This is a genomic window from Paraburkholderia sp. GAS82 (assembly GCF_050436285.1).
Lineage (GTDB): Bacteria > Pseudomonadota > Gammaproteobacteria > Burkholderiales > Burkholderiaceae > Paraburkholderia > Paraburkholderia phenazinium_B.
The window spans coordinates 244,481-270,750 of record NZ_JBNDLX010000004.1 but is presented as its reverse complement, the minus strand read 5'-3'; the positions used below and the strand labels follow the sequence as shown (position 1 = coordinate 270,750).

General features: G+C 62.1%; 21 protein-coding genes. 17 read left to right on the top strand and 4 right to left on the bottom strand.

What is annotated here, in order from left to right; genetic code table 11:
• Window positions 1-345 precede the first annotated feature (345 nt).
• From P3T17_RS14680 to P3T17_RS14660, 5 genes are all read left to right on the top strand, one after another.
• Window positions 346-3,207 (top strand): 2-oxoglutarate dehydrogenase E1 component, encoded by a 2,862-nt coding sequence (locus P3T17_RS14680; protein WP_074264977.1) that lies wholly within the window; start codon window positions 346-348, stop codon window positions 3,205-3,207.
• A gap of 123 nt (window positions 3,208-3,330) precedes the next feature.
• Window positions 3,331-4,617, top strand: a complete 1,287-nt coding sequence (gene odhB / locus P3T17_RS14675) for a 2-oxoglutarate dehydrogenase complex dihydrolipoyllysine-residue succinyltransferase (protein WP_429407491.1) — start codon at window positions 3,331-3,333, stop codon at window positions 4,615-4,617.
• Window positions 4,618-4,768: 151 nt separating this feature from the next.
• Window positions 4,769-6,199: a dihydrolipoyl dehydrogenase gene (lpdA, locus tag P3T17_RS14670; RefSeq protein ID WP_429407490.1), complete on the top strand. Its 1,431-nt coding sequence runs from the start codon at window positions 4,769-4,771 to the stop codon at window positions 6,197-6,199.
• A 92-nt stretch (window positions 6,200-6,291) separates the two neighbouring features.
• Window positions 6,292-7,389, top strand: coding sequence for a cell division protein ZapE (gene zapE, locus P3T17_RS14665; protein ID WP_429407488.1), 1,098 nt, complete (start codon window positions 6,292-6,294; stop codon window positions 7,387-7,389).
• Between the two features lie 204 nt (window positions 7,390-7,593).
• The gene (locus tag P3T17_RS14660; RefSeq protein ID WP_074264973.1) at window positions 7,594-8,049 is read left to right on the top strand and encodes a transposase; all 456 of its coding nucleotides are present in this window, start codon (window positions 7,594-7,596) and stop codon (window positions 8,047-8,049) included.
• A 144-nt stretch (window positions 8,050-8,193) separates the two neighbouring features.
• On the opposite strand, the gene P3T17_RS14655 is transcribed toward P3T17_RS14660, so the two are convergent.
• The 4 genes from P3T17_RS14655 to P3T17_RS14640 all read right to left on the bottom strand — a co-directional run bounded on the left by P3T17_RS14655 (window position 8,194) and on the right by P3T17_RS14640 (window position 13,885).
• Window positions 8,194-8,679, bottom strand: coding sequence for a DUF2147 domain-containing protein (locus tag P3T17_RS14655; RefSeq protein ID WP_429407486.1), 486 nt, complete (start codon window positions 8,677-8,679; stop codon window positions 8,194-8,196).
• A 206-nt stretch (window positions 8,680-8,885) separates the two neighbouring features.
• Window positions 8,886-10,586, bottom strand: a complete 1,701-nt coding sequence (locus P3T17_RS14650) for a ShlB/FhaC/HecB family hemolysin secretion/activation protein (RefSeq protein WP_429407484.1) — start codon at window positions 10,584-10,586, stop codon at window positions 8,886-8,888.
• A 224-nt stretch (window positions 10,587-10,810) separates the two neighbouring features.
• A complete protein-coding gene (locus tag P3T17_RS14645) occupies window positions 10,811-12,241 on the bottom strand; it encodes a collagen-like triple helix repeat-containing protein (protein ID WP_429407483.1) in 1,431 nt (476 codons plus the stop codon).
• A 135-nt stretch (window positions 12,242-12,376) separates the two neighbouring features.
• The gene (locus P3T17_RS14640) at window positions 12,377-13,885 is read right to left on the bottom strand and encodes a collagen-like triple helix repeat-containing protein (RefSeq protein ID WP_429407481.1); all 1,509 of its coding nucleotides are present in this window, start codon (window positions 13,883-13,885) and stop codon (window positions 12,377-12,379) included.
• Window positions 13,886-14,538: 653 nt separating this feature from the next.
• Between P3T17_RS14640 and P3T17_RS14635 the strand changes: the two genes are divergently transcribed.
• The 12 genes from P3T17_RS14635 (at window position 14,539) to P3T17_RS14580 (ending at window position 26,269) form a co-directional block, all read left to right on the top strand.
• Window positions 14,539-14,700, top strand: a complete 162-nt coding sequence (locus P3T17_RS14635; protein WP_429407480.1) for a Flp family type IVb pilin — start codon at window positions 14,539-14,541, stop codon at window positions 14,698-14,700.
• 150 nt (window positions 14,701-14,850) lie between these two features.
• Window positions 14,851-15,348 carry an A24 family peptidase gene (locus P3T17_RS14630; RefSeq protein ID WP_429407478.1) on the top strand — a complete coding sequence of 166 codons (498 nt, stop codon included), beginning with the start codon at window positions 14,851-14,853 and terminating at the stop codon, window positions 15,346-15,348.
• Entirely contained in the window at window positions 15,345-15,842 is a 498-nt protein-coding gene (locus P3T17_RS14625; protein ID WP_429407476.1) for a TadE/TadG family type IV pilus assembly protein, read from the top strand. Before P3T17_RS14630 ends, P3T17_RS14625 begins: the two co-directional genes overlap by 4 nt.
• Before the next feature lie 91 nt (window positions 15,843-15,933).
• The gene (gene cpaB / locus P3T17_RS14620) at window positions 15,934-16,878 is read left to right on the top strand and encodes a Flp pilus assembly protein CpaB (protein ID WP_429407475.1); all 945 of its coding nucleotides are present in this window, start codon (window positions 15,934-15,936) and stop codon (window positions 16,876-16,878) included.
• A gap of 40 nt (window positions 16,879-16,918) precedes the next feature.
• A complete protein-coding gene (locus tag P3T17_RS14615; protein WP_429407473.1) occupies window positions 16,919-18,373 on the top strand; it encodes a type II and III secretion system protein family protein in 1,455 nt (484 codons plus the stop codon).
• 147 nt (window positions 18,374-18,520) lie between these two features.
• Complete coding sequence (locus P3T17_RS14610) at window positions 18,521-19,762, top strand: fimbrial protein (protein WP_429407471.1); 1,242 nt, start codon at window positions 18,521-18,523, stop codon at window positions 19,760-19,762.
• Between the two features lie 3 nt (window positions 19,763-19,765).
• On the top strand, window positions 19,766-21,130 hold the full coding sequence (locus tag P3T17_RS14605) for a CpaF family protein (protein ID WP_429407469.1): 1,365 nt from the start codon (window positions 19,766-19,768) through the stop codon (window positions 21,128-21,130).
• The gene (locus tag P3T17_RS14600; protein ID WP_429407467.1) at window positions 21,123-22,133 is read left to right on the top strand and encodes a type II secretion system F family protein; all 1,011 of its coding nucleotides are present in this window, start codon (window positions 21,123-21,125) and stop codon (window positions 22,131-22,133) included. Before P3T17_RS14605 ends, P3T17_RS14600 begins: the two co-directional genes overlap by 8 nt.
• The gene (locus tag P3T17_RS14595; RefSeq protein ID WP_429407465.1) at window positions 22,133-23,149 is read left to right on the top strand and encodes a type II secretion system F family protein; all 1,017 of its coding nucleotides are present in this window, start codon (window positions 22,133-22,135) and stop codon (window positions 23,147-23,149) included. The genes P3T17_RS14600 and P3T17_RS14595 overlap by 1 nt, the downstream gene beginning before the upstream one ends.
• A gap of 9 nt (window positions 23,150-23,158) precedes the next feature.
• Window positions 23,159-24,085 carry a tetratricopeptide repeat protein gene (locus P3T17_RS14590; RefSeq protein ID WP_429407463.1) on the top strand — a complete coding sequence of 309 codons (927 nt, stop codon included), beginning with the start codon at window positions 23,159-23,161 and terminating at the stop codon, window positions 24,083-24,085.
• 23 nt (window positions 24,086-24,108) lie between these two features.
• The gene (locus tag P3T17_RS14585; protein WP_429407461.1) at window positions 24,109-24,468 is read left to right on the top strand and encodes a DUF3613 domain-containing protein; all 360 of its coding nucleotides are present in this window, start codon (window positions 24,109-24,111) and stop codon (window positions 24,466-24,468) included.
• Between the two features lies 1 nt (window position 24,469).
• The gene (locus P3T17_RS14580) at window positions 24,470-26,269 is read left to right on the top strand and encodes a TadG family pilus assembly protein (RefSeq protein ID WP_429407459.1); all 1,800 of its coding nucleotides are present in this window, start codon (window positions 24,470-24,472) and stop codon (window positions 26,267-26,269) included.
• The last annotated feature ends 1 nt before the right edge of the window (window position 26,270 follow it).

The following is a 26,270-nucleotide window of genomic DNA, read 5'->3' as shown; positions in this document are numbered from 1 at the left end:
CGGCCAATAGCAGATCAATAGTCGGTCAATTGATGCAATGCAAAAGCCACCCTCGGGTGGCTTTTGCCGTTTATGGCGCGATCAAGTGTTGTTTGTCGTTACGGTAAATTGCAGGACACTGTTGTGTATCCCGAAAATGTCCGCAAAAGCCCGTCAGGAAAGGGTTTTGCGCCAGTGCGTCTGCTATCTGCAGTATCTGTTATGTGATATGCTTCCGCGGATGCAAGTTAAGGTCCTTCCAAGCAAGACTTGATTCGCGCAATCCGCCAAACGGTCAGGCCGTGTCGCGGAAGGTTTCGGTAACCCGCTATTTCTCGAGAAACTCGAAGAAAGGTGAGCGTAAAAATGATGAAGCAATTCCAGTCGAACTCCTATCTGTTCGGCGGCAATGCTCCGTACGTAGAAGAAATGTACGAAGCGTATCTCGATAATCCGGCGTCAGTGCCCGAGAACTGGCGTGTGTATTTCGACGCGTTGCAGAACGTTCCTGCATCGGATGGCAGCAATGCCAACGACGTGGCCCATGGCCCGATCGTCGAATCATTTGCACAACGGGCCAAGGCGAACGCCTTCATCCCGCGCACCGCAACTGGCGGCGAAGACCTCGCTACCGCGCGCAAGCAAGTCTACGTGCAGTCCCTTATCGGCGCGTACCGCTTCCTCGGCACGCAATGGGCCAACCTCGACCCGCTGAAGCGCCGCGAACGTCCCGCGATCCCCGAACTTGAACCCGCGTTCTACGACTTCACTGAAGCCGACATGGACCAGGAGTTCAGCGCAACTAACCTGTACTTCGGGTTTGAACGCGCATCGCTGCGTGAGATCGTCAAGGCACTGCGTGACACGTACTGCGGCACGATCGGCGCCGAGTACATGTACCTCAGCGATCCGGAACAGAAGCGCTGGTGGAAAGAAAAGCTCGAATCGATCCGTTCGACGCCGAACTTCTCCAATGAGAAGAAGAAACACATTCTGAATCGCTTGACCGCCTCTGAAGGCCTCGAGCGCTTCCTGCACACCAAGTACGTCGGCCAGAAGCGTTTCTCGCTCGAAGGCGGCGAAAGCTTTATCGCCTCGATGGACGAAGTCGTGCGTCACGGCGGTGCCCGCGGCGTGCAGGAAATCGTCATCGGCATGGCCCACCGCGGCCGTCTGAACGTGCTGGTCAATACGCTCGGCAAGATGCCGGCTGACCTGTTTGCCGAGTTCGAAGGCAAGCACGTCGACGATCTGCCGGCCGGCGACGTCAAGTACCACAAGGGCTTCTCGTCGGACGTTTCGACCGAAGGCGGCCCGGTTCACCTCTCGCTCGCGTTCAACCCGTCGCACCTTGAAATCGTCAACCCGGTGGTCGAAGGCTCGGCCAAGGCCCGGATGGACCGTCGCGGCGACGACAGCGGCCTGCAAGTGCTGCCGGTGCAGATTCACGGCGACGCGGCTTTCGCCGGTCAGGGCGTCGTGATGGAAACGCTGAACCTCGCGCAAACGCGTGGTTACGGCACGCACGGCACGCTGCACATCGTCATCAACAACCAGATCGGCTTCACCACGTCGGATCCGCGCGACTCGCGCTCGACGCTCTACTGCTCGGACGTCGTCAAGATGATCGAAGCACCGGTGCTGCACGTGAACGGTGACGATCCCGAAGCGGTGGTGCTGGCTACGCAGATCGCCATCGACTTCCGGATGCAGTTCCATAAAGACGTCGTGGTCGACATCGTCTGCTTCCGCAAGCTGGGCCACAACGAGCAGGACACGCCGGCTGTCACCCAGCCGCTGATGTACAAGACGATTGCGAAGCACCCGGGCACGCGCGCGCTGTACGCTGAAAAGCTCGTGCAACAAGGCGTGATCACCGCGGAAGAAGCCGACGAATTCGTCAAGGCCTACCGCAAGGCGATGGACGAAGGTCATCACACGGTCGACCCGGTGCTCTCGAACTACAAGAGCAAGTACGCGGTGGACTGGGTGCCGTTCCTGAATCGCAAGTGGACCGACGCAGCGGATACCGCAGTGCCGCTGGCTGAACTGAAGCGCCTCGCTGAGCGCATCACCACGGTGCCGGAAAACTTCAAGGTTCACCCGCTCGTCGAACGCGTCATCAACGACCGTCGCGCGATGGGCCGTGGCGAAGCGAAGCTCGACTGGGGCATGGGCGAACACCTGGCCTTCGCGTCGCTGGTCGCATCGGGCTATGCCGTGCGCCTGACCGGTCAGGACTCGGGCCGCGGCACGTTCACGCACCGTCATGCGGTGCTGCACGATCAGAATCGCGAACGCTGGAACGACGGCACGTACGTGCCGCTGCAGAACATCGCCGAAGGTCAGGCGAAGTTCACGGTGATCGACTCGGTGCTGTCGGAAGAAGCGGTGCTCGGCTTCGAATACGGCTACTCGACCGCTGAACCGAACACGTTCGTCGCATGGGAAGCGCAGTTCGGCGACTTCGTGAACGGCGCGCAAGTTGTGATCGACCAGTTCATCTCGTCGGGCGAAGTGAAGTGGGGCCGTGTTTCCGGTCTCACGATGCTGCTGCCGCACGGCTACGAAGGCCAGGGTCCGGAGCACTCGTCGACCCGTATCGAACGTTTCCTGCAACTGTGCGCAGACCACAACATGCAGGTCGTTCAGCCGACCACGCCGGCGCAGATTTTCCACCTGCTGCGCCGTCAGATGATCCGCCTGTTCCGCAAGCCGCTGATCGTCGCTACGCCGAAGTCGCTGCTGCGTCACAAGGAAGCCGTGTCGGATCTGTCCGAACTGGCGAAGGGTGCGTTCCAGCCGATCCTCGGCGAAATCGACGAAGCCATCGAAGCGAAGAAGGTCAAGCGCGTCGTGGTCTGCTCGGGCCGCGTGTACTACGACCTGCTCGCTCATCGCCGCGAAGCGAAGGCGAACGACGTCGCGATCATCCGTATCGAACAGCTTTATCCGTTCGCGCACAAGCAGTTCGAAGCGGAAATGAAGAAGTACGACAATGCGACCGAAGTGGTCTGGGTGCAGGACGAGCCGCAGAATCAAGGTCCGTGGTTCTACATCGAGCATCACCTGAAGGAAGGCATGAAGGACGGACAGAAGCTGGCGTATAGCGGCCGTCCTGCTTCGGCATCGCCTGCAGTTGGGTACTACGCGAAGCATTACGAGCAGCAGAAGGCGCTGGTCGAAGGTGCATTCGGCCGTCTGAAGAGCGCGTCGATCGCTAAATAACTTATTGAACCGAACCGGGGAAGCGCAGTGCGCTTTCCCGCGCCGCATCTGACGGCTGATACGCCGCAGAACAGGGTTCGCAGACGGTTCGTTGTCACCAGATACGTATTCAGGAAAATCATAATGGCTATTGTAGAAGTCAAAGTTCCCCAGCTTTCGGAGTCGGTTTCGGAAGCCACCATGCTGCAGTGGAAGAAGAAACCCGGCGAGGCTGTCGCGCAAGACGAGATCCTCATCGAAATCGAGACCGACAAGGTCGTGCTGGAAGTGCCGGCCCCTTCGGCTGGCGTGCTCGCACAGGTCATCGCCAACGACGGCGATACCGTCACCGCTGATCAGGTGATCGCGAAGATCGACACGGAAGGCAAGGCTGGCGCCGCTGCCGTCGAAGCCGAAGTGAAGCCGGCTCCGCAAGCCGCACCGGCTGCCGCCGCAGCGCCTGCTCCGGCCGCTCAAGCTGCATCCGCAACGGGTGCAAACACCGCAGCCTCGCCGGCCGCCGGCAAGCTGATGGCCGAGAAGGGTCTGGGCGCAGGCGACGTGTCGGGCACGGGCCGCGATGGCCGCATCACCAAGGGTGATGTCCTGACCGCTGGCGCTCCGGCTGCCAAGGCCGCCCCGGCACCGGCTCCGGCCGCTGCACCGAAGGCTGCCAAGCCGTCGCTGCCGGACGTGAAGGCTCCGGCCTCCGCCGAAGCATGGCTCAAGGATCGCCCGGAACAGCGCGTGCCGATGTCGCGTCTGCGTGCGCGTATCGCCGAGCGTCTGCTCGAGTCGCAGCAAACCAACGCCATCCTCACGACGTTCAACGAAGTGAACATGGCGCCGGTGATGGACCTGCGCAACAAGTACAAGGATCGCTTCGAGAAGGAACATGGCGTGAAGCTCGGCTTCATGTCGTTCTTCGTGAAGGCGGCGGTTCACGCGCTGAAGAAGTTCCCGCTGGTGAACGCGTCGATCGACGGTAACGACATCGTCTATCACGGCTACTTCGACATCGGTATCGCGGTCGGTTCGCCGCGCGGCCTGGTGGTGCCGATCCTGCGCAACGCAGATCAGCTGAGCCTCGCTGACATCGAAAAGAAGATTGCGGAATTCGGCCAGAAGGCGAAGGACGGCAAGCTGTCGATCGAAGAAATGACCGGTGGTACGTTCTCGATCTCGAACGGCGGTGTGTTCGGCTCGATGCTCTCGACGCCGATTATCAACCCGCCGCAATCGGCGATCCTCGGCGTGCACGCCACCAAGGAACGCGCTGTGGTCGAAAACGGCCAGATCGTGATCCGCCCGATGAACTACCTGGCGCTGTCGTACGACCACCGCATCATCGACGGTCGCGAAGCAGTGCTGTCGCTGGTCGCCATGAAGGATGCGCTGGAAGACCCGGCGCGCCTGCTGCTCGACCTGTAAGCAGCGCGACGGCCTGGGCGCCGGCTTGTGATCGCACGAGTCGGCGCCATATAAGTAAAGCGCAAGCAGCACGTCTTTAGCATTCCGCAGTACTGGAACGCGCGCGCCTCGAAGCGTGGCAGCGCGTCGTCCCGTCATCAAAAGGATTGTCATGTCCAAAGAATTTGACGTCGTCGTGATCGGTGCCGGTCCCGGCGGCTATATCGCAGCTATCCGCGCTGCGCAGCTCGGCAAGAGCGTGGCCTGTATCGAGAAGTGGAAGAACCCGGCCGGCGCGCTGAAGCTCGGCGGCACGTGCCTGAACGTGGGTTGCATTCCGTCAAAGGCGCTGCTCGCGTCGTCGGAAGAGTTTGAAAACGCATCGCATCACCTCGCGGACCACGGTATCAGCGTGGAAAACGTCTCGGTCGATATCACGAAGATGCTGGCCCGCAAGGAAGGCATCGTCGAGAAGATGACCAAGGGCATCGAATTCCTGTTCCGCAAGAACAAGATCACCTGGCTGAAGGGCCATGGCAAGTTCACCGGCAAGACGGACGCCGGCGTGCAGATCGAAGTGAGCGGCGAAGGCGAAACGGAAACGGTCACGGCCAAGAACGTGATCATCGCTACGGGTTCGAAGGCGCGTCATCTGCCGAACATCCCGGTCGACAACAAGATCGTGGCCGACAACGAAGGCGCATTGAGCTTCGACTCCGTGCCGAAGAAGCTGGCCGTGATCGGCGCCGGCGTAATCGGTCTGGAATTGGGTTCGGTGTGGCGTCGTCTGGGTTCTGACGTAACGGTGCTCGAAGCGCTGCCGGAATTCCTCGGCGCGGCTGACCAGGCACTCGCGAAGGAAGCGGCCAAGCAGTTCAAGAAGCAAGGTCTGGATATTCACGTGGGCGTGAAGGTCGGCGAAGTCACGACGACCGACAACAGCGTCACGCTGAACTACACGGACAAGGACGGCAACGCGCAGAAGCTGGAAGCGGACCGCCTGATCGTGTCGATCGGCCGCGTGCCGAACACCGACAACCTCGGTCTCGAAGCTATCGGCCTGAAGGCCAACGAGCGTGGCTTCATCGACGTGGACGATCATTGCGCAACCGCAGTGCCGAACGTCTACGCGATCGGCGACGTGGTGCGTGGCCCGATGCTCGCGCACAAGGCTGAAGACGAAGGTGTGCTGGTGGCCGAGATTATCGACGGTCAGAAGCCGCATATCGACTACAACTGCATTCCGTGGGTGATTTACACCGAGCCGGAAATCGCGTGGGTCGGTAAGACGGAGCAGCAACTGAAGGCGGAAGGCCGCGAGGTCAAGACCGGCCAGTTCCCGTTCATGGCCAACGGCCGTGCGCTCGGCATCAACAAGGCGGATGGTTTCGTCAAGATGATCGCCGACGCGAAGACCGACGAACTGCTCGGCGTGCACATCATCTCGGCCAACGCATCGGACCTGATCGCGGAAGCCGTGGTGGCGATGGAATTCAAAGCGGCTTCGGAAGACATCGGCCGCATTTGCCATCCGCACCCGTCGTTGTCCGAAGTAATGCGCGAAGCGGCATTGGCCGTCGACAAGCGCGCGCTGAACATGTAATCACGCGCACGCCTGACTGATCGCAGCACCTTTGCATCACGACGAAGGCGGGCGGGTTCAATCCCTCCCGCCTTCTTTTTTGCAGCCAGAAAATGAACGTCACCGAATACTACGAAAAAGAACTGCAGACCCGGGGTTATCAATCGGACCCGGCGCAACGCGCGGCCGTGGACCGTCTGCAGCGGTGCTACGAAGAGTGGGTAGACTACAAGTCACGCCGCTCGAACGCTTTCACGAAACTGCTGATTCACCCTGATCTGCCGCGCGGCGTCTACATGTGGGGCGGGGTGGGGCGCGGCAAGAGCTTCCTGATGGACAGCTTTTTTACGGTCGTGCCGGTGCAGCGCAAGACGCGTTTGCACTTTCACGAGTTCATGCGCGAAGTGCACCGTGAACTCGAGGAGCTGAAAGGTCAGGCCGATCCGCTCGACGAACTGGCGCGCCGCATCGGCAAGCGCTACCGCCTGATCTGTTTCGACGAATTCCACGTCTCCGACATCGCTGACGCGATGATCCTGTACCGTCTGCTCGACAAGCTGTTCGAGAACCGCGTGCAGTTCGTGATGACGTCCAACTACGACCCAGATCTGCTGTATCCGGACGGCTTGCATCGAGACCGCATGCTGCCCGCGATCGAACTGATTAAAGCCAAGCTCGATGTGATCAACGTCGACGCGGGCGTCGACTACCGGCAGCGTACGCTGGCCCAGGTCGAGGTGTATCACACGCCGCTAGGCGCAGCCTCGGACAAGGCGTTGCGCGACGCTTTCGCGCGTCTGGCCGCCGTGCCCGACGAAAGCCCGATTCTGCGCATCGAAAAGCGCGAGCTCAAAGCGTTGCGACGTGCAGATGGTGTGGTCTGGTTCGACTTTGCAACGCTCTGCGGCGGTCCGCGTTCACAGAACGACTATCTGGAACTGGCGAGCCGCTTTCACGCGGTAATCCTCTCGGGCGTGCCGCAGATGAGCGCGCGCATGGCCTCGGAAGCGAGACGCTTCACGTGGCTGATCGATGTGTTCTACGATCACAAGGTCAAGCTGCTGATGTCCGCCGCGGTAGCGCCCGAGCAGTTGTACACGGATGGCCCGATGGCTAACGAATTTGCCCGCACGGTGTCTCGTATCGTCGAGATGCAGTCGAAGGAATATCTCGATGCGCCGCGCCGGATTGTCGATACATCGCTGACCTGAGCGATACCTGAACACACCCCAGCGATTCTTAAGATTCGGCGCGGGTTCCTACAGACGCGCGCTGTATTTCCGATAGAGCGTGCTCTGCCGGCCGACTTCCCCGGCGGCCCCGAGTCGTATTTTCAAGATTCGGATTGGTCTTATATTCCGTCCAGAGGCGAGCGGATATCTTCTTAGTCATAGATTTTGACGAAGGAGAAATCCATGACACCCTACCGCGATATCAACGATGAAGAATGGCAACGTGTGACTCCGTTGCTTCCCGAACTGCGCCCGCGCTCCGAACTGCGTGGCCGCCCGCTCGCCAACACACGCTCCGTGCTCAATGGCGTGTTGTGGGTGATGTACAGCGGCGCCACCTGGTCCGCCATGCCGCGCAAATACCCGTCGTATCAAACGTGCCATCGCCGTTTTAAGGCCTGGCATGAATCAGGCGTCCTCAAGCGTGTGATGGACGAGTTGTTCGGCGAAGCGGCCGGTGAGTTGTGCAGCATGATGGAGACGCGCATGCGTATCCACGTGAGCCCCGAAGAAAAGGCTGCACGTGCCGAAGCGGTACCTATGGTGCCGGCACGCCCCGCGCTCTACGGTCAGGCAGGCTCTCAACCGGCGCTGCCTTCGGTATTCGGCATCGCAGGATCCTACAAGCGCGCTGCATGACGAGTCCAACCAATTGAATCTGCTTAATCAAAAAAACCGGCCGCACGAAAAGATCGTCGGCCGGTTTTTTCATTGGACTGCGAAGTTTGAGTGCATGGTGGTGTGGCGCGTTCGCTTGCCTCGCATGCAGTGACCTGATAAGCCTTATTGCTGGCGAATCCAGGTTTGCGAGCGGCCCAGCAGCGACACGCCAATATATCCCCGCACCACCAGTTTCTGTCCACCGTCTTCCAGGTGCATCTTGCACTTGTAGACCTTGCCGTTTTCGGGGTCGAGAATCTGACCGCCGTCCCAGCCGTCATCAACTTTCTTCATGTCGTGGATGATCGTCATGCCGAGAATCAACTGGTCTTTACGATCATCCGTGCACGCCGTGCAGCGGCGATCGGGCTGGTCGTTCGGCCCGAGTCCCTTGATGACTTTGCCATCCAGCGCACCGTCGTTTTCCTGGGTGATCTGTACGAGCGCTTTAGGCTGGCCCGTGTGATCGTCGATGGTTTGCCACGTGCCGATCGGACTGTCGGCTTGCGCCATTGCGGTGACGGCGCTGGCGAGCAGCACGCCGGCGAGGGCTGCGTGTCTGGCGGTGCGCGTCATGATGGTGCGCGTGCGTTGGGTGAATAGCGTCATTGTCTTCCTCCTTGATAAAAGTCGGCGCGATCGTGGTCGCGCGGCATTATTGACAGGGCAGGCGGCAAGATGCCTGCTGATTGCTTCGGTCCTGGTCAGCGCAGAATACGTGAAAGTGCGCCCGCCGTTTGATAGTGGACCCTCTAATCAAAACGGCAGCTCAGGCCCGCCAAGTGCACCCGCTACACCCTGAATCGCCACATCGCTCAATTCAGCGAATACGAGAACGTGGCGTTGATACGCGGGCTGCGCGACGGGCTTTCCACTGGAGCATCGCCGAGCGCCTTGCCCACCGAGAGGTCGAGCGTGTAGTACTTCGAATCGGAGATGCGGAAGCCGAACGAGACCGACGAGAGCTTCGACGGCGACGGCGTGCCCGAATGCAGATACACGCGCGCCATGTCGAACGATATATACGGCGTGAACGACTGCAGATAGGTGAAGCCTGGCGTGAAGCCACGATTGATCTCGACTGATGCTCCCCAGCCTGAATCTCCCGATGCTTCGCCCGGCTCGTAGCCTTGCGCGAAATGCTGCGCGCCAAACGAGATCTGTTCCGACGTGGGCAGCGAGTCGGGACTGTACTGGCTTGTCATCGCCACCGCCGTACCGATCTTGAGCGGCCATTCATTGGTTTGCGAGAAGCTCGCGCCGAAGCGCGTAAAGGTCAGCGACACGGGATTGGTTTCCACCAGCCCCGGTATGTTCGAGTCACCAGCCTTCGAGGCGCCCAGGATGTTGAACGCCTGCCCGACATTGACGCTCGCCTTGCGCACCTGGCCTGTCGCCACGCTTGTGTAGTCGGCCTGCAACTGCAGTACGCGGATTTGCGAGCGCAGCCCGATCTGCGCGCCGTTGATCGTGTTGTGATAGTCGTCTTCGTCGTGCGACGCGTACGTCGATACGGTGCCCATCAAGCTCTGACTGTTGCTCAGCAGCAGCGGATAGGAGAGCGAGCCGCCGATCTTGTCGTTGATCACGGTGCGCTGCACGTAGCCGGGCAGGCCGGGATTGTCCGTCGGATTGCCGCGATAGTGCGTTGCATCGATCTTCCCCGTCAGGCCGTCGCTGCCGATCGGCACCGCAAGATGAGCGGCGAGGTAAGTCACATTGTTGGGGCCTTTGGGCAGCAGCGCCGAGACGCTCAATTGCTCGCCGAGCGAGGTCAGGCCGTTCTCGGTTGCAGTCAGCAGCCCCTGTACGCCGGGTTGAGTAGTGGCGATGCCGGTACTGACGTTGACCGGGTGGTGTTCGACTTTCAGCTCGAGCGTGGTGGCGCCGTCGGTATTCTGCGGGGCCGGCACGTTGGCGGCGACCTTGATGCCCGGCAGCAGGCCCAGCACATTGATGTAGCGTTCGAACGTGGCGTGCCGCAGAGGCCGGTCGGCGCGGATGTGTTCCGCGATCGCGCGGATCTTGTCTTCCTCGTTGCCAGGATTGCCGGTGATCTTCACCTCCGACACATAACCTTCCACGACCGTCACGCGCACCACGCCGTTTTCAAAAGTCTGCGCCGGCACGAAAGCGAACGACAACGCGTAGCCGCGCGCCTGATACAGCTTGGTGACGCCGTCGGCAACCTGGATCAGATCGCCGATGGTGATGTCCTTGCCGACGAGCGGAGTGAAGCGTTGCGCGACTTCGTCGAACGAAATCGATTTCACGCCTTCGACCTGAAACTTGGTGGGCGTCAGGTGGGTTGCGAGCAACGCCTGCAATTGCGGCGCCTGCTGTTGCACCTGCAACGTGACGTTGGGCCCTTTGTCGGGCGCGTTGATTTGCGGTATCGACTCCATCGGATTACCCCCCACGGGGTTGCTGCCGACTGCCGGGCGCGATTGCGCCTGCACCGCGCTCGCGGCCATGACCGCGAGCAGGAGTGTCCATCTGCTGTACCCGAGTTTCATCGGATCTTCCCTCGTATGTCTTTCTTATTGAGCGAACCCACTGCCTGGCCTGGCTGATCGTGGACGCCTGTGTGTTGCTTCGCGCATACTGCCATGCCTGCGCGTGTTATGCCACGTGCTCCGTGCGATGCGGAGCACGTGACTCATGCGAACTGCCTGTACGAAGTGCTATTTCCATTGCATGGTGCGACCGCGAGAGGCGGGCGTGTCATCGGTGCTGCGGACTACTTATGTTGCGCGGGGAGCAATCCGCTCAGCAGCGAAGTAGTGCCGCCCGTCGAGCTGGTCGCAGCGCCTGTCGCCGAACCGAGTGCGCCGGTTACCGTTGTGAGCAGGCCCGTGACCGGCGCCAACAGCGAGCCGGCCGGCGTCGTGCTGGTAGCGCTGGTGGCGGTCCCCAGCACACCGGTGACTGCTCCGAGCGGGTTGGAGCTGCTCGTTGCGCCGCCCAGTGCCGATGTGACCGAATTCAGCGGCAGATTGCCGAGCAAGCCGGTGACCGATGCCAGGGGCGTGCCGGCAGTCGCACCTGAGAGGGCGGATAGCGGCGTGTTGCCGAGCAGCGACGTCACCGAGCTGAGCGGACTCGTGCCGAGCCCGAGGCTGGTCAGCGTCGCGTTCAACGGTCCGAGCAGACCGTTGGCGGCGGCGCCGCTCGGCGGCCCATTCGCCACGACCACCGTGGTGCTGCCGACGAGGCTCGTGATCAGACCGGGAATCGGCGCTGCGCCATTCGGGCCATTCGGATTGACGAGACCACCCGCATTGGTGACGGTATTGCCGAGCGAGCCGACCAGGTTACCCACGTCGGTGCCGAGCGGATTCTGTGTCGTCGAGGCGACCTTCGAACCGGCCGTGCCGAGCGCACCACCCACTTGCGCCAGCACGCCCGACACCGGCGCGCCCAGACCGGTCGTCGTGCCTACTGTCTGCGTCAGGATGCCCACGGTCTGCACGAGCGGCGTGATGGCGGTGCTGACCGGTTGCGTGATCTGCTGCACAGGTGCTGACGACAACGTGTTGCCGAGCGTCGTGCCGCCGGCATTGAGCGCGTTGGCGACGGTGGTCAGCGTGCTGGCAAGTGGCGTCGTGACCGGCGCTAGCGGTGCGAGCGTGCCGGTACCGAGGCCGCCGACCGTCGTGCTCAAGCCCTGCACGACTCCGCTCGTCGAGGAGACCACCGACCCGAGTCCGGCGACCGTCGTGCCGACCGGATTCGCAATCGAGCCGGTCTGGCCGACGCCGGTGCTGACCGCGTTGGCAAGTGCCGTCAGCGGATTGCTCGCGGCCGACACGGTGTTGCCCAGGCCCTGCGTCACCTGCGAGCTCACACCGGGAATCGACTGCGACGAGATCGTATTGCCGAGGTCGTTGACGGTTTTGGCTGCGGTCGTCACGGTCCCTGCAGTGCCGGTCGAACCGGTCGTGGTCGTCGTGCCGCCGCCCGTGCTGGTGCTGCCGCCACCCGAACCGGTGGTTGTCGTCGTGCCGCCTGCGCCGCTACCGCCACCGTTGCTGGAGGTTGGCGGGGCGGTGACGTCGCTGCCGCCGCAAGCGGCGAGCAGGCACGCGACTGCGACTGCGGTGAGCGGTACGCGCAGCATCGACAATCTCACGCGGGCCGCATCGGAAACAAAAAAACGTGCTGTGGACATGGGGTGCTCCTCGATCTCTTTAGGGTCCTGCTGGATGGTCTCCGCGCGCCTGTGCAGCTATTTCCGAGCGGCGCCGCTCAGCTCAGTCGAAGCAGGTGTCCGCGCTTTTGCGACCACCTGCGTACCGGTTATCGATTACTTCTTCGTCACGCTGCCGAGCAGGCTGCCGACGAGCGACGTCACAGGCGACAGCAGGTTGCCCGTCGTGCCGCTGCCGGTCGTCGAGCTCAGGCCGCCGATCGGGCTGTTCGATGCGGTGGTGGTAACGCTCTTGGTCGTGCTGTTGGCCGCCGTAGTGGCGGTCGTGGTGGCGGTGGTGAGCGTGCTGGTGACAGTCGTCAGCAGACCCGTGACCGGTGCAAGCGGGCTGCTGCTGCCGCCGGTCGCGCTGCTCAAGGAACCCGTGAGGCTCGAGACGAGCGTCGTGACAGGCGCGAGAGGGTTGCTGCCCGACGTGCCGCCTGCGGCGCCGGTGATGTTGCCAAGCAGGCCGGTGACGGGGGCGAGCGGACCGCTGCCGGTGGTGCCACCTGCGGCTGAACCCAGACCGCCGAGCAAGCCTGTCAACGGAGCGAGCGGACCACTGCCTGTCGTGCCGCCGGCGGCCGAACCCAGCCCACCGAGCAAACCGGTGAGCGGTGCCAGCGGATTCGTGGTGCCGCCCGTCAACAGACCGCCTACCGAAGAGACCGTAGTGCCGGTGCTGGTCACGACGTTGCCGAGGCCCGTGGTGATCGGGTTACCGCCGGTCGCGGCGAGCAGCGTGCCGGCCTTGCCGAGTCCGCCACCGATCGTCGACAGCAGGCCATTGAGCGGTGCGCCGAGACCGGTTGCCGTGCCGACCGTTTGAGTTGTGGACGCAACCATCGTGGTGATCGGTGTGATTGCCGTGCTGAGCGTTTGCGTGACCTGCTCGACCGGACCCGTCGAGAGCGCCGTTGTCAGCGTGCTGCCGCCGTTGGTGACAGCGCCGCCAAGGGTATCGATCACACCGCCGAGCGGTGACGTAACGGCTGCGAGCGGAGCGAGCGGGCCGCTGCCCAAGCTCGTCACGAGATTGCCGGTGCTAGTGACCGCACCGCCGACATTGCCGACCACACCGCCCAGGCTCGATACGGTGGTGCCAACCGCGTTGCCGCCGGTGCCGAGTTGACCAAGCCCATTGGTGACACCGTTGCCGAGTGTCGAGACGGCTGCACCCACGTTCTCGACGATGCCGCCGGCCGATTGCGTCGTCGACGAGCTGACGCCCGGGAGCGATTGCGAACCGATCACCGAGCCGATGCCCGAGACCGTGGAGCCCACGCTGCTGACGACGTTGCCCGCGTTGCCGGCCACCGTCCCGAGTGCGTTCGCCTGTGCGGTCGTGGTGCTCGAGCCACTGCCCGTACCGGTCGTTCCTGTTCCCGTGCTGGCCGAGCCCGAACCGCCGGCTGCGCCTGTGTCCGAACCTGAACCGTTTGCCCCTGTTGAACCGCTGCCGCTGGTCGTCGACAGTGTGCCCCCGGCACTGCCGCTACCGCTGCTCCCCGTCCCCGTACTCAAGGTTCCCGAGCCCCCGCAGGCGCTCAGTGACAGCATGGCTGCCACCGTTGCCGCGATTAATGTTGCCCGTACCGTGATGTTGTTCGTTTGAATGTTCATGTCGCCCTCGGATCGCATGTGTTGTTGGGTAGTGCTGCGTGCCTACCTCTGCAACAGCCGTGCCATTTCAACTGCACAATGCGTGGGGGATTTTGTTTTAATCGCTGCGAGCAAGGCGCAGCGCGGGCTTGCTTGTGGTTGATGGAGTGTTTGTCGAATCGAAATGACGCGGGATGCGCGCTTTAGTAAATCGGTTTCGGAACTCGCGTAACGTAACGATCCGGATTCGACGTTACGGTGGGATGCGTAACGTGAGAGCAGTGACGTTGCTTGAAACGACCTGTTCAAACAGATATTTAGTGCAGCGAATCTAACCTATGGTTAGTCCTATGTGCTGCAACGCACGAAGTGCCGTTAATCTAGATGGACACCCGGCTTAAAACAAAATAGTACCAAGCGCGCAACGGACAATTGCTTTAATACGATTGGTACGCTATAAAAGCCAGGAGCATCGAAGTTTGACGAGGGAGGTGCGATATCGAACAGACGGCCAAACGAAACCTGATCCTTTGAAGCCGGCTGCGATGAAAATGGTGTGGCAGTGCAAAAGACCCGGTGTCGATGAACGAGAGAATCATCGGCCACGGCACTGACCGGACCTTCATCACGTGCAGCGTGAATACAAACGAAATACTGAAGTTCCGAGGGCGGAAATGAAAAAGTTCACAACGAAATTCCTGAGAGAAAACAACGGGGTTACGGCGATTGAGTATGCACTCATCGCCTCTTTGATCGCAGTTGCCCTTGCAGGCACTCTGACCACCTTTGAGGGGACGCTGGCAGGCGTGTTCGTCAAGATAGGTGCTGCTCTGTAGTTCGGAAGTTTTGACGGTGGCAGTTCTTGTAGGCGCAACCTCTGTAGGTATCGGCCCGCGTGGCCGCTGATTTCACGCGTCTTAAGAACAGAGCCGGATGCGGGTTGCGAAAGCAGCCCGCATCGGTTTGTTTCGCCCGTCGAGTCCGATATGAATACGCTCAGTCATTGGTTATTCGTTGTGTGGGCCTCGGTCGTTGCTATATGCGATTGCCGTAGTCGACGCGTCTCGAATGCACTTGTCGTTGCCGGACTGGCAGCGGCGTTGGCGTGCGCCTCATTAAGGCACGGTCCATTCGGCATTACCCTTTCTCAAGCCTCGCTGGGTGCACTCGTCGGCCTATGTGCGCTGATGCCGTTCTTCGCGCTCGGTGTGATGGGCGCGGCCGACGTGAAGGTCTTCGCCGTGCTCGGCGCCTGGTGCGGAATGCATGCGCTGCCTGGACTGTGGATTGCCGCGAGCCTCATAGCAGGCTGTCATGCAGTCTGGTTGCTAGTCTCGACCCGCACTCGGCTCGCCGCGATAGGCCGCTCGGGTGAGCCGACTTTCGAGTTGGGCGGTAAACGCGCTACGCCGTATGCAGCCTGCCTGACGGTGCCGGCGATGGCCTGGATGGGCTTGCAGGTGTTCGCTGCGGGTGTCAAATGAAAAGGATTACTTATAAATCGGCTTCGTACCTCGCTGCGCGATCGGCACCGCTGCGTCCACGCCGTCAACGCGGCACCGCAGCAGTGGAATTCGCAATGATTTTCCCGCTGTTCTTCGTGATTCTTTACGGCATCGTCACTTTCAGCCTGATTTTCGTTGCGCAACAGAACCTGACATTGGCCGCGGAAGAGGGCGCGCGTGCCGCGCTGAACTACCAGACGGCGACCAGTACCGGCAACGCGCTGGCGGCGCGTACGGCCGCGGCGTGCACCGCGGCGAGCAATATGGTTGCGTCATTGATCAGCACGGCAACGTGTGTGTCGACCTGGGCGACGTGTAGTTACGACGCAACGATGGATTGCGTCAACGTGACGCTCACCTACAACTACGCGAGCAGTCCACTGGTGCCGAACCTGCCGCTGACAGGCTTTGTGTTGCCTGCTTCATTGGTAAGCAGTGCGATGGTGCAACTCAACCCGGAAAACATACTGTGATGTACGCGCTTGCTCTTTTTTTTCCGGCGTCGTCTCGGCTGCCTGAGCTGCGCTCAGGCGGGTTCGAACCCGAACAATCAGGCAGCTCCTCATGCCGAATCTGACTCGAATCCTGGCAGGTGTCCTGATTGCGCTCGCACTGCTGCTCGGCATTTTTGCGTGGACCCTGTCACGCCGGCCTGTATCGCATCCGGTTGCGCAGACCGCACAAGCGACGTTCCCCGTCGTGGTGGCGACACGCGTGCTGCCCGCTGGCAAGCCAATCACCGTCGATGCGTTGCGCGTCCAGTCGCTGCCGATCAATCCGAATGGAGCGTTCGTCGATCCGTCGATGCTGGCCGGACGTGTGCCGACGTCGGATATCGGTCCTGAGTCGCCGGTACTCGAAGCTCAGCTGTCGTCGGGACTTGCCGAGCGGATCGACCCGGGGCAGCGCGCGGTAGCGGTGCGCGTCGATGAAAGCAACGCAGTTGGCAACCGCCTGCGACCAGGCAATTTCGTCGACGTGTTCTTCACGCTGAAACGTGACAGCAATGCGGGTAACGGCAATGGTGGTGGTGCTGAAATCGACCGGAGCCAGGCACGACTCCTGATGTCCAAGGTGCGTGTGCTTGCATTCGGCAACGCGACGCCGGGAGCCGACAACCCGGGTGACGCGAACGGCATGGTGCGCACCGCAGTACTTGCGGTACCGGTCGCCGATATCGACAAACTTTCGCTGGCCGAAACCTCCGGACGTCTCATCTTCGCACTACGCAATCCGAAGGATGACGAAGTAGTCGATCCGAATGCTTTTGCGTCGCCCACAGGCGTGGTGAAAATCTCCGCCAATGCGCCAGCCGGGGATGCGACACAGGATTCCACGCGCGCTGCAGCGGGCGTGGCGCTCGATGAATTGTCCGGCGCTGGGGGCAACGTAGCAGCGCGGCCACAAGCTGCGCCGCACATTGCCCGCCCGGTCACGCGGGTCGCCGCCGCGCCGGTCGACAATATTGAGGTCATTCGGGGTGGGCGTGCCGAAACGGTCGCCCGATAAAGGTTTCAGGGAGCGGGCGGCCAGTCGCGTCCATAAGAATATGAAAAAACGGATTTTTGCAGGTGGGATCGCGGCGTGGCTCTGCGCGGCGTCGCTTGTCATATCGCCGGCTGGTCATGCGGAGAACGGCGCGCGGACAGTCGATATCACAGTGGGCTCGCAGCAGTCGCTGGCGCTTGGCCACAGTTTGCAGAGGATCGCGATCGGCGACCCTAGCGTGGCGGATGTGCTGATCATCAAAGGCGACAAGCGCGGGGGCGTGCTGCTGATCGGCAAGTCTCCAGGCACCACCAACGTAATGTTGTGGGAGCGCAACCAGGACGCGCCAATGACCTATACGGTCAACGTGAGCACGACGGCCTCGGGCGCACTGTTGGGGCCCGGCTCGCCGAACGTGAAGACGTCGGGCGATACGGCGGTGATTTCCGGCTCGGCTGCGTCGATGGAACAACATCAGCGCGCGGTTGCGGTCGCTGAAGCCGAAGCGCGCGCTCGTGCTGCGTCTCTTGGCAGTGGCCTGAACGGCAGGGCCGACGCGGGCGCGGGAGGTAAGGGCGGCAGCTACGGCAGGAGCGGTGGATCTGCTGCCGGCGCAGCGGGCGGAGGTGGTGCGAACGTGGTAGACGCTTCGACGGTAGCGACACGCTCGGTCGTGCAGGTCGATGTACGGGTGGTCGAATTCAGCCGTTCTGTGCTCAAGGAGATCGGTCTGAACATCCTGAAGCAGAACAACGGCTTCACGTTTGGCTCGTTTGCTCCGTCGTCGCTGACATCGGCAACGTTCGGCTCGTCACCTTCGTTTAACTCGACCACGCCGATCTCATCGGCCTTCAATCTGGTGTTCAACTCGGTCACGCACGGTATCGGCGCCGACCTGAGCCTGATGGAGAGCAACAACCTTGCGCGCGTGCTTGCGGAGCCGACGCTCGTCGCCTTGTCAGGCCAGAGCGCGAGCTTTCTTGCGGGCGGCGAGATTCCCGTTCCGGTGCCGCAAGGACTTGGGACCGTGTCGATCGAATACAAGCCGTATGGCGTCGGCCTGACGTTGACGCCGACTGTCCTGAGCCCGGACCGGATCGCATTGAAGGTGGCCCCGGAAGCGAGTGCGCTGGACTTTACGAACGCGATCACGATCGACAGCGTCTCGGTGCCGGCCATCACGACGCGGCGCGCGGATACCACGGTGGAACTGGGGGACGGTGAGAGCTTTGTGATCGGTGGCCTGATCGATCGCCAGACGGTCTCGAATGTGTCGAAAGTGCCGTTGCTCGGCGATCTGCCGATCATCGGCGCGTTCTTCAAGAACATGAGCTACTCGCAGAACGACGAGGAACTGGTAATCATCGTGACCCCGCATCTGGTCTCGCCGATCGCGAAAGGAGCAGCACTCCCATCGACGCCTGGCGAGCTGTCGGAGCAGCGCGACGGGCCGGTCTGGCGTGTGTTGCTCGGCGGTGTGGCGTCGCCGGACGCGGCGCCGGGGTTCTCGAAGTGAACGTGGTTCGAAGCGTCGCGCGGTGCGTGCCGTGCGATGTGACGAACCGGAAGGACGGGCAGGGCGGTACATCGTTGCCGTTCAACCGTGGCAGTGCGCAGTACGAATCGGCCGCTGTCTGGCCGATGCCGTAAAAGGATGTCCAACATGAACGCGAGAACGCATTCATTGACTGAACGGGTGATCACCGATTATTTCGTGTTCGCATCGCTGGCCGACGAGCACGTCCAATGGTTGACCGATACCCTCGTGGCGGCGGGTGCGGTCGAACGGGTGTCGCTCGACCCGTCGATGCTCACGCAACGCATCGCGACGCTCAATCCGTCGGTGGTGTTTGTCGATTTTTCGGGCGGCCGCGCTGCCGCCGCAAGCGCCGCGACCAGTGCGGCGCGGGCGGCCTATCCGGGGCTGCAGATTGTCGCCGTGGGCTCGCTTGGCGAACCTGAGGGTGCGCTCGCCGCGCTGCGCGTGGGCGTGCGCGATTTCATCGATCTGTCGGCACCCGCGGAAGACGCGTTGCGCATCACGCGCCAGGTGCTCGACAACCTGGTCGAGCCGGTCAGCCGGCATGGCCATGTGACGGTCCTGCTCGGCGCGCGAGTTGGCATGGGCGTCAGCACGCTCGCAGCCAACCTCTCGGCCTTGTTGCACCGGCGCGACGCCGCGCAGGGGCGGCAGACCGCGTTATTCGACCTCGGCCTGCCAGCCGGCGACGGCTCGCTCCTGCTCAACACGCGCAGCGAATTCAATTTCGTCGATGCCGTGCGCAATCTGCGCCGCTTCGATCAGACCTTCGTCCACACGGCGCTATCGCATCATCCGAGCGGTCTTGCACTCACGTCGCTGCCGCCGAACCTGGCCGACATGCGCGAAGTGTCGTACTCGAGCTCAATCAGTCTTCTGAACCGCCTGCGCGCGTTCTTCGACCAGCAGATCATCGATCTGGGCGGCTTCACCAACAGCGAGTTCATCGCACACGTCGTGCAGGCCGCGGATGAAACCTGGCTGCTCTGCGATCAAGGCGTGGCGTCGATCGTCTCGGCGGTCGGTGTACTCGACGCGTTGCGCGAAGAAGGCGTGGACGTCAGTCAGGTGCACCTGCTTGTCAACAAGTTCGATCCGGATCTCGGCCTCTCGGCTACGCAGATCGCCCAACGTCTCGACATCCCCTTGCTCGGTACGTTGCCGGAGCGCCGCGTGGCGCTCGGGCAGTCGGTCAACCAGGGACATCTGCTAGTCGACGCATCCGCCCGCGACCCGTATGTGCGCGCGCTCGAACCGCTCGTCGAGCGGCTCGGCGGTGAGGCGAAAGCGGCAGCGCAGGCACGTGGCAAGTCGGCACTCGGTGCGCTCAAGCGCTTCATTCCAACCTCAAACAAGCGGTCATAGACGATGGCTAAAGACATCGAATTTGCCGACGACGCGCCTTCATTTGCGCATAGCCAGCAGTTCCAGGACATCAAGAACGCGGCGCACGAACATCTGCTTACGCGTATCGAGGAACTCGGCGCGGAGTTCGGCCGTTGGTCGCGCAATGCGATCAACCAGTTCGTCGATCTGGAAATGGACAGCTTCGTACGGCTGCGCCGGATTCCGATCAACGAGAGCGAGGTGCGGCTGATTGCCGAAGCGCTGACCAAGGAACTCGCGGGCTTCGGCCCGATCGAGGACCTGCTCAACGACGCAGCGGTCGAAGACATCCTGATCAACGGCTACAACGACGTGTATGTGTCGCGCCACGGCATTCTGACGAAAATTCCGGTGCGCTTTGCCGACAACGCCCATCTGCTGCGCATCGTGCGGCGCATTCTTGCGCCGATCGGGCGGCGTCTCGACGAATCGAATCCGATGGTCGACGCGCGCCTGCCCAACGGCGGGCGCGTGAACGTCGTGATCGAACCGCTTTCGATCGATGGGCCGATCGTCTCGATCCGCAAATTCCGCAAGGACCCGCTGCGTCCCGACGATCTGCTCGGCAACGGCACATACAGTCCGGAAATCGGTGCGCTGCTCGAAGCGGCAGTGGCCGCGCGCTGCAACGTGCTGGTGTCGGGCGGCACGAGCTCGGGCAAGACTTCGCTGCTCAACGCGCTCGCCTTCCACATTCCCGAAGCAGAGCGCGTGGTGACGATCGAGGACACGGCAGAGCTCTCGCTGAACCATCCGCATGTGGTGCGGCTCGAAAGCCGCCCGGGAGGCTTCGATGGCGCCGGCGTGGTGTCGATTCGCGACCTGCTGCGTAACACCTTGCGGATGCGTCCGGACCGCATCATCGTCGGCGAAGTGCGCGGCGGCGAGGTGCTCGAAATGCTGCAGGCGATGAACACGGGCCACGACGGTTCGATGGGCACGGTGCACGCGAGCTCGCCTCGCGAGTGTCTGTACCGGCTCGAAATGCTGGCGGGTTTTGCGGGCTTTCAGGGCACCGAGTCGAGCCTGCGCCGGCAGATCGCCAATGCGATCGACTTTATCGTGCAGATCGGCCGCCTCTCGAATGGGCGTCGACGGATTCTTTCGGTTACCGAAGTAACGGGTCTGTCCGACAACATCATCGCTACTCAGGAGCTGTATCGCTACGAGCCGATAACCGCTCAGGACGGCGAAGAGATCGATAACTGGACTTCGCTCGGCATCCATCCGCATTCGCCGAAGCTGGTGCGCTTCAGACAGGCGCTGGGTGGCGCGCCTGAACCATCTGGCCGATTCAGCGGTTTTGGTGGCAGTGGCGGTGGTTTTGGCGGGGGCTTCAATGTCTAGCGCCACCATACTCTTCGCGGCGATCGCGCTGTTATGCGCGGCCGGTGCGCTGCTGTTGTGGCAGCGTGGGGCACGACGCGATGAGCAGGTCAGCACCGAGCGCTTTATCGACAGCCGGATGGCGCCGACGGCGCCCGTGAACGTCCAGCGTCCGCGAGTGGCGTCCGTGCGCCAGGCGTCGACGGCACATGGCGGCGTGATGCCGCATGCGCCCGAGGCAGGTTCCGGCACGCGCGAGCAAGTGGCTTATCTGAAGGCGCGGCTACGCTTTCTCGTCGACAACGCAATGAACCGTGCGGGCATTTCTCATGCCCGCACGCCAGCCATCGTCGTTGCCCTGATCTCGCTGTGGCTTTGCTTCTGGGCGGGCCGTGAGGGCGGTGCACTGGCCGCAGGCGTGACGCTGCTCGCGTGCCTGTGTTTCGTCTCGTTTCTCGTGTCGATGCGAACGCAAAAGCGCCGGATGAAAATCGTGCGGCAAGTGCCCTCGTTTCTGGACGGCATCGTGCGTCTCATCATTCTGGGCAATAGCGTACCGGCGGCGTTTCAGGGTGCGATGCAAACCACCGAAACGCCGTTGCGCGAATGCCTCGATCACGTTTCACGCATGTTGCGTACCGGCGTTGAAATTGACCGTGCACTTTCGCAGGCCGCGGTGCTGTATGGCGCGCGCGAACTCGATCTGGTCGGCGCCGTGTTGCGACTCTCGGTGAAATACGGTGGCCGGGCGGACGTGATGCTGGATCGCATGGCCTCGTTCATGCGCGATCTTGAGCAGGCCGAGCGCGAACTGGCGGCGATGTCTGCCGAAACACGCCTGTCAGCCTGGATTCTCGCACTGCTGCCGGTCGGGATCGCCGGCTTTCTAATTCTGACCAACCCCCATTATTTCGGCGCGATGTGGTTCGACCCGAGCGGACGCCAGTTGGTATACCTGGCGTTCGGGCTGCAGCTGATCGGCGGCTATTTGCTCTACCGCATGACGCGGTTGCAGAGGGCGTGATGCGAGCTAATCTCGTCGCCGCACTTGCGCTGGCCCTCGCCGCCTTTGCGCTGCTATTGATTGCGGGGCTAATCCTGGCGAGGCTCGCGGCCGCGCGGCGCAGTCAGCGGAACCTTGCGCACGCGCTCGATCAGCGCGCGCAGCAAAGTGCCGCGCTCGCCGCCGCGGGCACCGCAGCGCGCTCTGGTGATGCGTTATCGAATACGGCCGGGAAGGCATCGAAGGCGAATCACCCCACTGGATTGAAAGCCCTTTTGGAGCAGTTTGCGCATACCGGTATCCGATGGCTCGATACGCCATTCGGACGTCAGCTGGTCGCCGACGAAGACCGGCGCATGCTCGAGCAATGCGGCTTTGTCGATACGCGTGCGCGTGGACTGTTCCTCGTTGCACGGGTCGGCGGCGCGATCGTTTTGCCGCTTCTTTGCGGCACGCTGGCAAGCGGCCATCTCGACCGCCAGCGTTATGTGGCCGCCGTGGTCTGCGCGTTGATCGTCGGTTTCATGGTGCCAAAGCTCTTTATTCAGCGACGCGCGTCCGCTCGCCGGCGTAGTGTGATAGACGAGCTGCCGATGCTGGTCGACCTGCTGCGTCTGCTTCAAGGGGTCGGCTTGTCGATCGATCAAAGTCTGCAGGTGATGGTTGGCGATTTCCGCGGAGTACTGCCGGTGCTGTCGAGCGAACTGGAAATCGCCCAGCGCCAGTTCGCGACGGGCCGTACGCGTGAACAATCGCTGCAACGACTCGCTTCGAGCTACGGAAATGAGGATTTACGCGCGATCGTACGCCTGCTGATACAGGTCGATCGTCACGGCGGCGCAGTACAGGAACCCCTGAAGCAGTTCGGCGAACGCTTGCGAGAGAGCCGCCGCGCGATGTTGCGCGAACGGATCGGACGTCTCGCAGTGAAGATGACTGGCGTGATGATCGTGACGCTGTTGCCGGCGCTCCTGATTGTGACCGCTGGCCCGGGCGTGCTAGCGGTCACGCATTCGCTCAAGTCGATGCAACGGTAGGGAATGACCATGACTCACAATTTGACATCAAAGCGCTTTGTCGACACGGCCCGTGCGATACCGCATGGAGATGTTTCTCGAACGGGGGGCAACGGGCGCAATGTACACAGCCGGCAGTTCGGGAGTTGGGCCCGGCACACTGCCTGTCTGCTCACGCTTGCCTTGCTCAGCGCCTGCGCGTCGAAGCTGTCCGGCTACGGGGTCGGGCCGCAAGCAGAACGCCAGGCCGATATCGACCAGGCGACTCGCGATCCCGCACCTGACGCGGCGAGCACATACCTCAATCTGATCGAACGCATGCAGACACAAGGGCTTTACTACGCCTCGCTCGCGCACATCGACGCGTTCGAAAAGCAGTATGGCGTGAAGCCGGAGACGACCTTGATGCGCGCCGACGCGCTACGCATGACCGAGCAACCTCAGGCAGCGGCGGACGCTTACACCAAACTGCTGCAGACGCCGCTTGCCGCGCGCGGCTACCGCGGGCTTGGATTGATCGCTGGCGCGTCGGGAGACTTTGGCCGCGCCGCGCAACAGTTGCAGGAAGCGGTCCGGCTCGCGCCGACCGATGCCCCGACACTCTCGGATCTCGGTTACGCAAGGCTGCGCGAGGGGGATGTCAACGGCGCTCGTGTACCGCTGATGAAAGCGGCGGAACTCGATCACGCCAATCCGAAAATCGTCAGCAACGTCGTGCTGTTTTTGCTGGCGGATGGCAACGACACGCAGGCTGCAGCCTTGATGGACCAGGAGAAGTTCTCACCGGATGTGCGCCTGGCGATTCGCCGCGAGGCGGCGAAGGTGGCCATGGCGGCAACGGCGGCACGGGCGCAAGAAAGCGCGGCGCAAGCGCAGCAGATGGCGCGGGCTGCGCCAGTTGCGGGTGCGCAGGGCATCGAGCCCGCGCCGCGCTTGCTGCAGCGGTTCTCACAATAACAGGTGGCAGAAGGGGGGCAAACATGACAAACAAGGGCAAACAAGCAGGCAGGCCACGCACGACGAGTTTCGCGCTGACGGCGGCGTTAGCCATAGTCGCGCTGGCGGCTGCCGGCGGTACAGATTTCGTCTTTGCGCAGAGCGATGCGCCACAGCAATCCCCGCGAGCTAGCGAAATCGATCATTCGACCAACGAGTGGCTCGCGCTTCAGCGTAGCAATACAGCGGCTGCACCCGTACGTCCAATGCTCGGGGCGGAAGCTAACCTTGCCTACAAGCGGTATCTCGAGTCGTTCAATTCGAAGATTCCCGATTTCTTCGGTTCCTCAGTCAGTCAGGCGGGCGCAGGCGGTTCACAGGGCGGCACGCTGCCGCAGAACTGATATGTCGGCCTCCGAACCATCTCTCCGTTTCGTCCGGCGTGTGCGCTTTGCGCACCGGCGCCGCGCGGGCTATGCGTCGATGCGGCGCCAACGCGGCGTGACAATGCTGGTGGCCGCGCTTTGCCTCGGCTTGGTGGTGGTAGCGGCGGGAGCGATCGATATCGGCAACCTCTACTTTGCGCGGCGGGAGATGCAGCGGACCGCGGATATGGCGGCGACGGCTGGTGCGCAGACCGTCAGCAACGGTGGGGCATGTGCCTCGGCCACCACTTCGGCGCAGAACAATGCGGTGAAGGGCAACAATTTGTCGACGAGTGCCACCGTGACTGTCGTGTGCGGCCGCTGGGATCCGTCGGCCAATGCTGGTCAATCCTATTTTTCGACTTCTGGTTCGCCGATGAATGCGGTGCAGGTCACCGTCAGCGAGAAGGTGCCGTACTTTTTCCTGGGACCGGCGCGCAACGTCCAGGCCGTCAGCACGGCGGAAGCGACCAACATTCGTTCGTTTTCGATCACCTCCGCCGTGGCGACCCTCTCGGGTGGACTCGTGAATGGCCTGTTGAACAGCCTGCTCGGCACTAACCTGAATCTGAGCGTGGCGTCTTATCAAGGACTGGCTACTACTCAGATCAAGCTGGGTGACCTGGCTGCGGCGATCGGTGTCGGTTCGATGACTCAATTGCTCAACACCAACATATCGCTTCCGAACCTGGTCTCAGCGATGGTCACGGCCGCGAGCAAGAGCACGTTGGTGGGCGCGACGGCTATTACCGATCTGGGTACGATTCAGGCTGCCATTCCGGGCGGACTGCAAGTCGCGCTCGGCAACACGCCAGGCACCAACGGTTTGTTAGCCGTAGCGCTCGACGATCCGCAAGCGGCGGTCAGCGCTACCGTGAATGCGCTCGACGTATTGATGGCGGCCGCCGAGATTGCCCACGGCAACTCGGCCATCAACCTCAACACCGCGCTTAATCTAGGTACGTTAGCGAACATTTCGGCGCAGGCGAAGATCATCCAGCCACCGGTCATTGCAGTGGGCGAAGCCGGGACGTATGCGAACGGCACCCCACGCGCGAGTGCGCGTTCGGCGGAAGTGCAGGTCTATCTGAACGTCAACCTGCTGAATTTGAGCTTAGGCTTGACCTTTCTGGGACTGCCGGATCTCGTTAGCGTGAGTGCCTTGAACCTGCCGATTTACATCGAGGCGGGGTATGGAACCGCCACTTTGACAAATACGATGTGTACTACTCAACAGGCCACGAGCCAAAGCACCATTGTCGCGAACACTGGCATCGCGGGTCTATGCATCGGCGGGGACGCGCTGAATAACTTCACGAATACGACCACTGCGATGCAGTGCAAGCAGCCGGCGACGATCACGTCCGTGAACGCGCTGGGGATGTCAGCTGTCAACGTATCGGTTGGATCGTCCTCGCCGGCATCGGGCCTGAATCTCACCTTGCAGCCGGCGCAGACCACGCTCACCTTCAATGGCGTGCCGAACAGCAGCACCGCATATCAGTCCACTAATACCAACGCGGTCGGCTCGGCCGCTGCCGGCTTGCTGACTCAACTTGCAGCGCAGATGGCCACTTCGATTCATGCAACGCTGCTTGGGGGCGACGTCAGCGCGGCGGCAGCGCCTTTGCTTAGTGCACTTGTCTCCGTGCTCAATCCGATCCTGACCTCGCTCGACGCGCTCCTCGTCCCCTTATTGCAACTGCTGGGTGTCCAGATCGGCGTAAGCACGGTCCACGACCTCGGACTCGCCTGCGGCCAGGCCCAACTGGTTTACTGAT

Bases quoted from the DNA above. Each gene is read 5' to 3' on its own strand.
- P3T17_RS14600 (WP_429407467.1), top strand. From the start codon at position 21,123: ATGTCTAGCGCCACCATACTCTTCGCGGCGATCGCGCTGTTATGCGCG.
- P3T17_RS14590 (WP_429407463.1), top strand. From the start codon at position 23,159: ATGACTCACAATTTGACATCAAAGCGCTTTGTCGACACGGCCCGTGCG.
- P3T17_RS14615 (WP_429407473.1), top strand. From the start codon at position 16,919: ATGAAAAAACGGATTTTTGCAGGTGGGATCGCGGCGTGGCTCTGCGCG.
- P3T17_RS14595 (WP_429407465.1), top strand. From the start codon at position 22,133: ATGCGAGCTAATCTCGTCGCCGCACTTGCGCTGGCCCTCGCCGCCTTT.
- P3T17_RS14645 (WP_429407483.1), bottom strand. From the start codon at position 12,241: ATGTCCACAGCACGTTTTTTTGTTTCCGATGCGGCCCGCGTGAGATTG.
- P3T17_RS14610 (WP_429407471.1), top strand. From the start codon at position 18,521: ATGAACGCGAGAACGCATTCATTGACTGAACGGGTGATCACCGATTAT.
- P3T17_RS14655 (WP_429407486.1), bottom strand. From the start codon at position 8,679: ATGACGCTATTCACCCAACGCACGCGCACCATCATGACGCGCACCGCC.
- P3T17_RS14585 (WP_429407461.1), top strand. From the start codon at position 24,109: ATGACAAACAAGGGCAAACAAGCAGGCAGGCCACGCACGACGAGTTTC.
- lpdA (WP_429407490.1), top strand. From the start codon at position 4,769: ATGTCCAAAGAATTTGACGTCGTCGTGATCGGTGCCGGTCCCGGCGGC.
- zapE (WP_429407488.1), top strand. From the start codon at position 6,292: ATGAACGTCACCGAATACTACGAAAAAGAACTGCAGACCCGGGGTTAT.
- P3T17_RS14635 (WP_429407480.1), top strand. From the start codon at position 14,539: ATGAAAAAGTTCACAACGAAATTCCTGAGAGAAAACAACGGGGTTACG.
- cpaB (WP_429407475.1), top strand. From the start codon at position 15,934: ATGCCGAATCTGACTCGAATCCTGGCAGGTGTCCTGATTGCGCTCGCA.
- P3T17_RS14625 (WP_429407476.1), top strand. From the start codon at position 15,345: ATGAAAAGGATTACTTATAAATCGGCTTCGTACCTCGCTGCGCGATCG.
- P3T17_RS14660 (WP_074264973.1), top strand. From the start codon at position 7,594: ATGACACCCTACCGCGATATCAACGATGAAGAATGGCAACGTGTGACT.
- P3T17_RS14605 (WP_429407469.1), top strand. From the start codon at position 19,766: ATGGCTAAAGACATCGAATTTGCCGACGACGCGCCTTCATTTGCGCAT.
- P3T17_RS14580 (WP_429407459.1), top strand. From the start codon at position 24,470: ATGTCGGCCTCCGAACCATCTCTCCGTTTCGTCCGGCGTGTGCGCTTT.
- odhB (WP_429407491.1), top strand. From the start codon at position 3,331: ATGGCTATTGTAGAAGTCAAAGTTCCCCAGCTTTCGGAGTCGGTTTCG.
- P3T17_RS14680 (WP_074264977.1), top strand. From the start codon at position 346: ATGATGAAGCAATTCCAGTCGAACTCCTATCTGTTCGGCGGCAATGCT.
- P3T17_RS14640 (WP_429407481.1), bottom strand. From the start codon at position 13,885: ATGAACATTCAAACGAACAACATCACGGTACGGGCAACATTAATCGCG.
- P3T17_RS14650 (WP_429407484.1), bottom strand. From the start codon at position 10,586: ATGAAACTCGGGTACAGCAGATGGACACTCCTGCTCGCGGTCATGGCC.
- P3T17_RS14630 (WP_429407478.1), top strand. From the start codon at position 14,851: ATGAATACGCTCAGTCATTGGTTATTCGTTGTGTGGGCCTCGGTCGTT.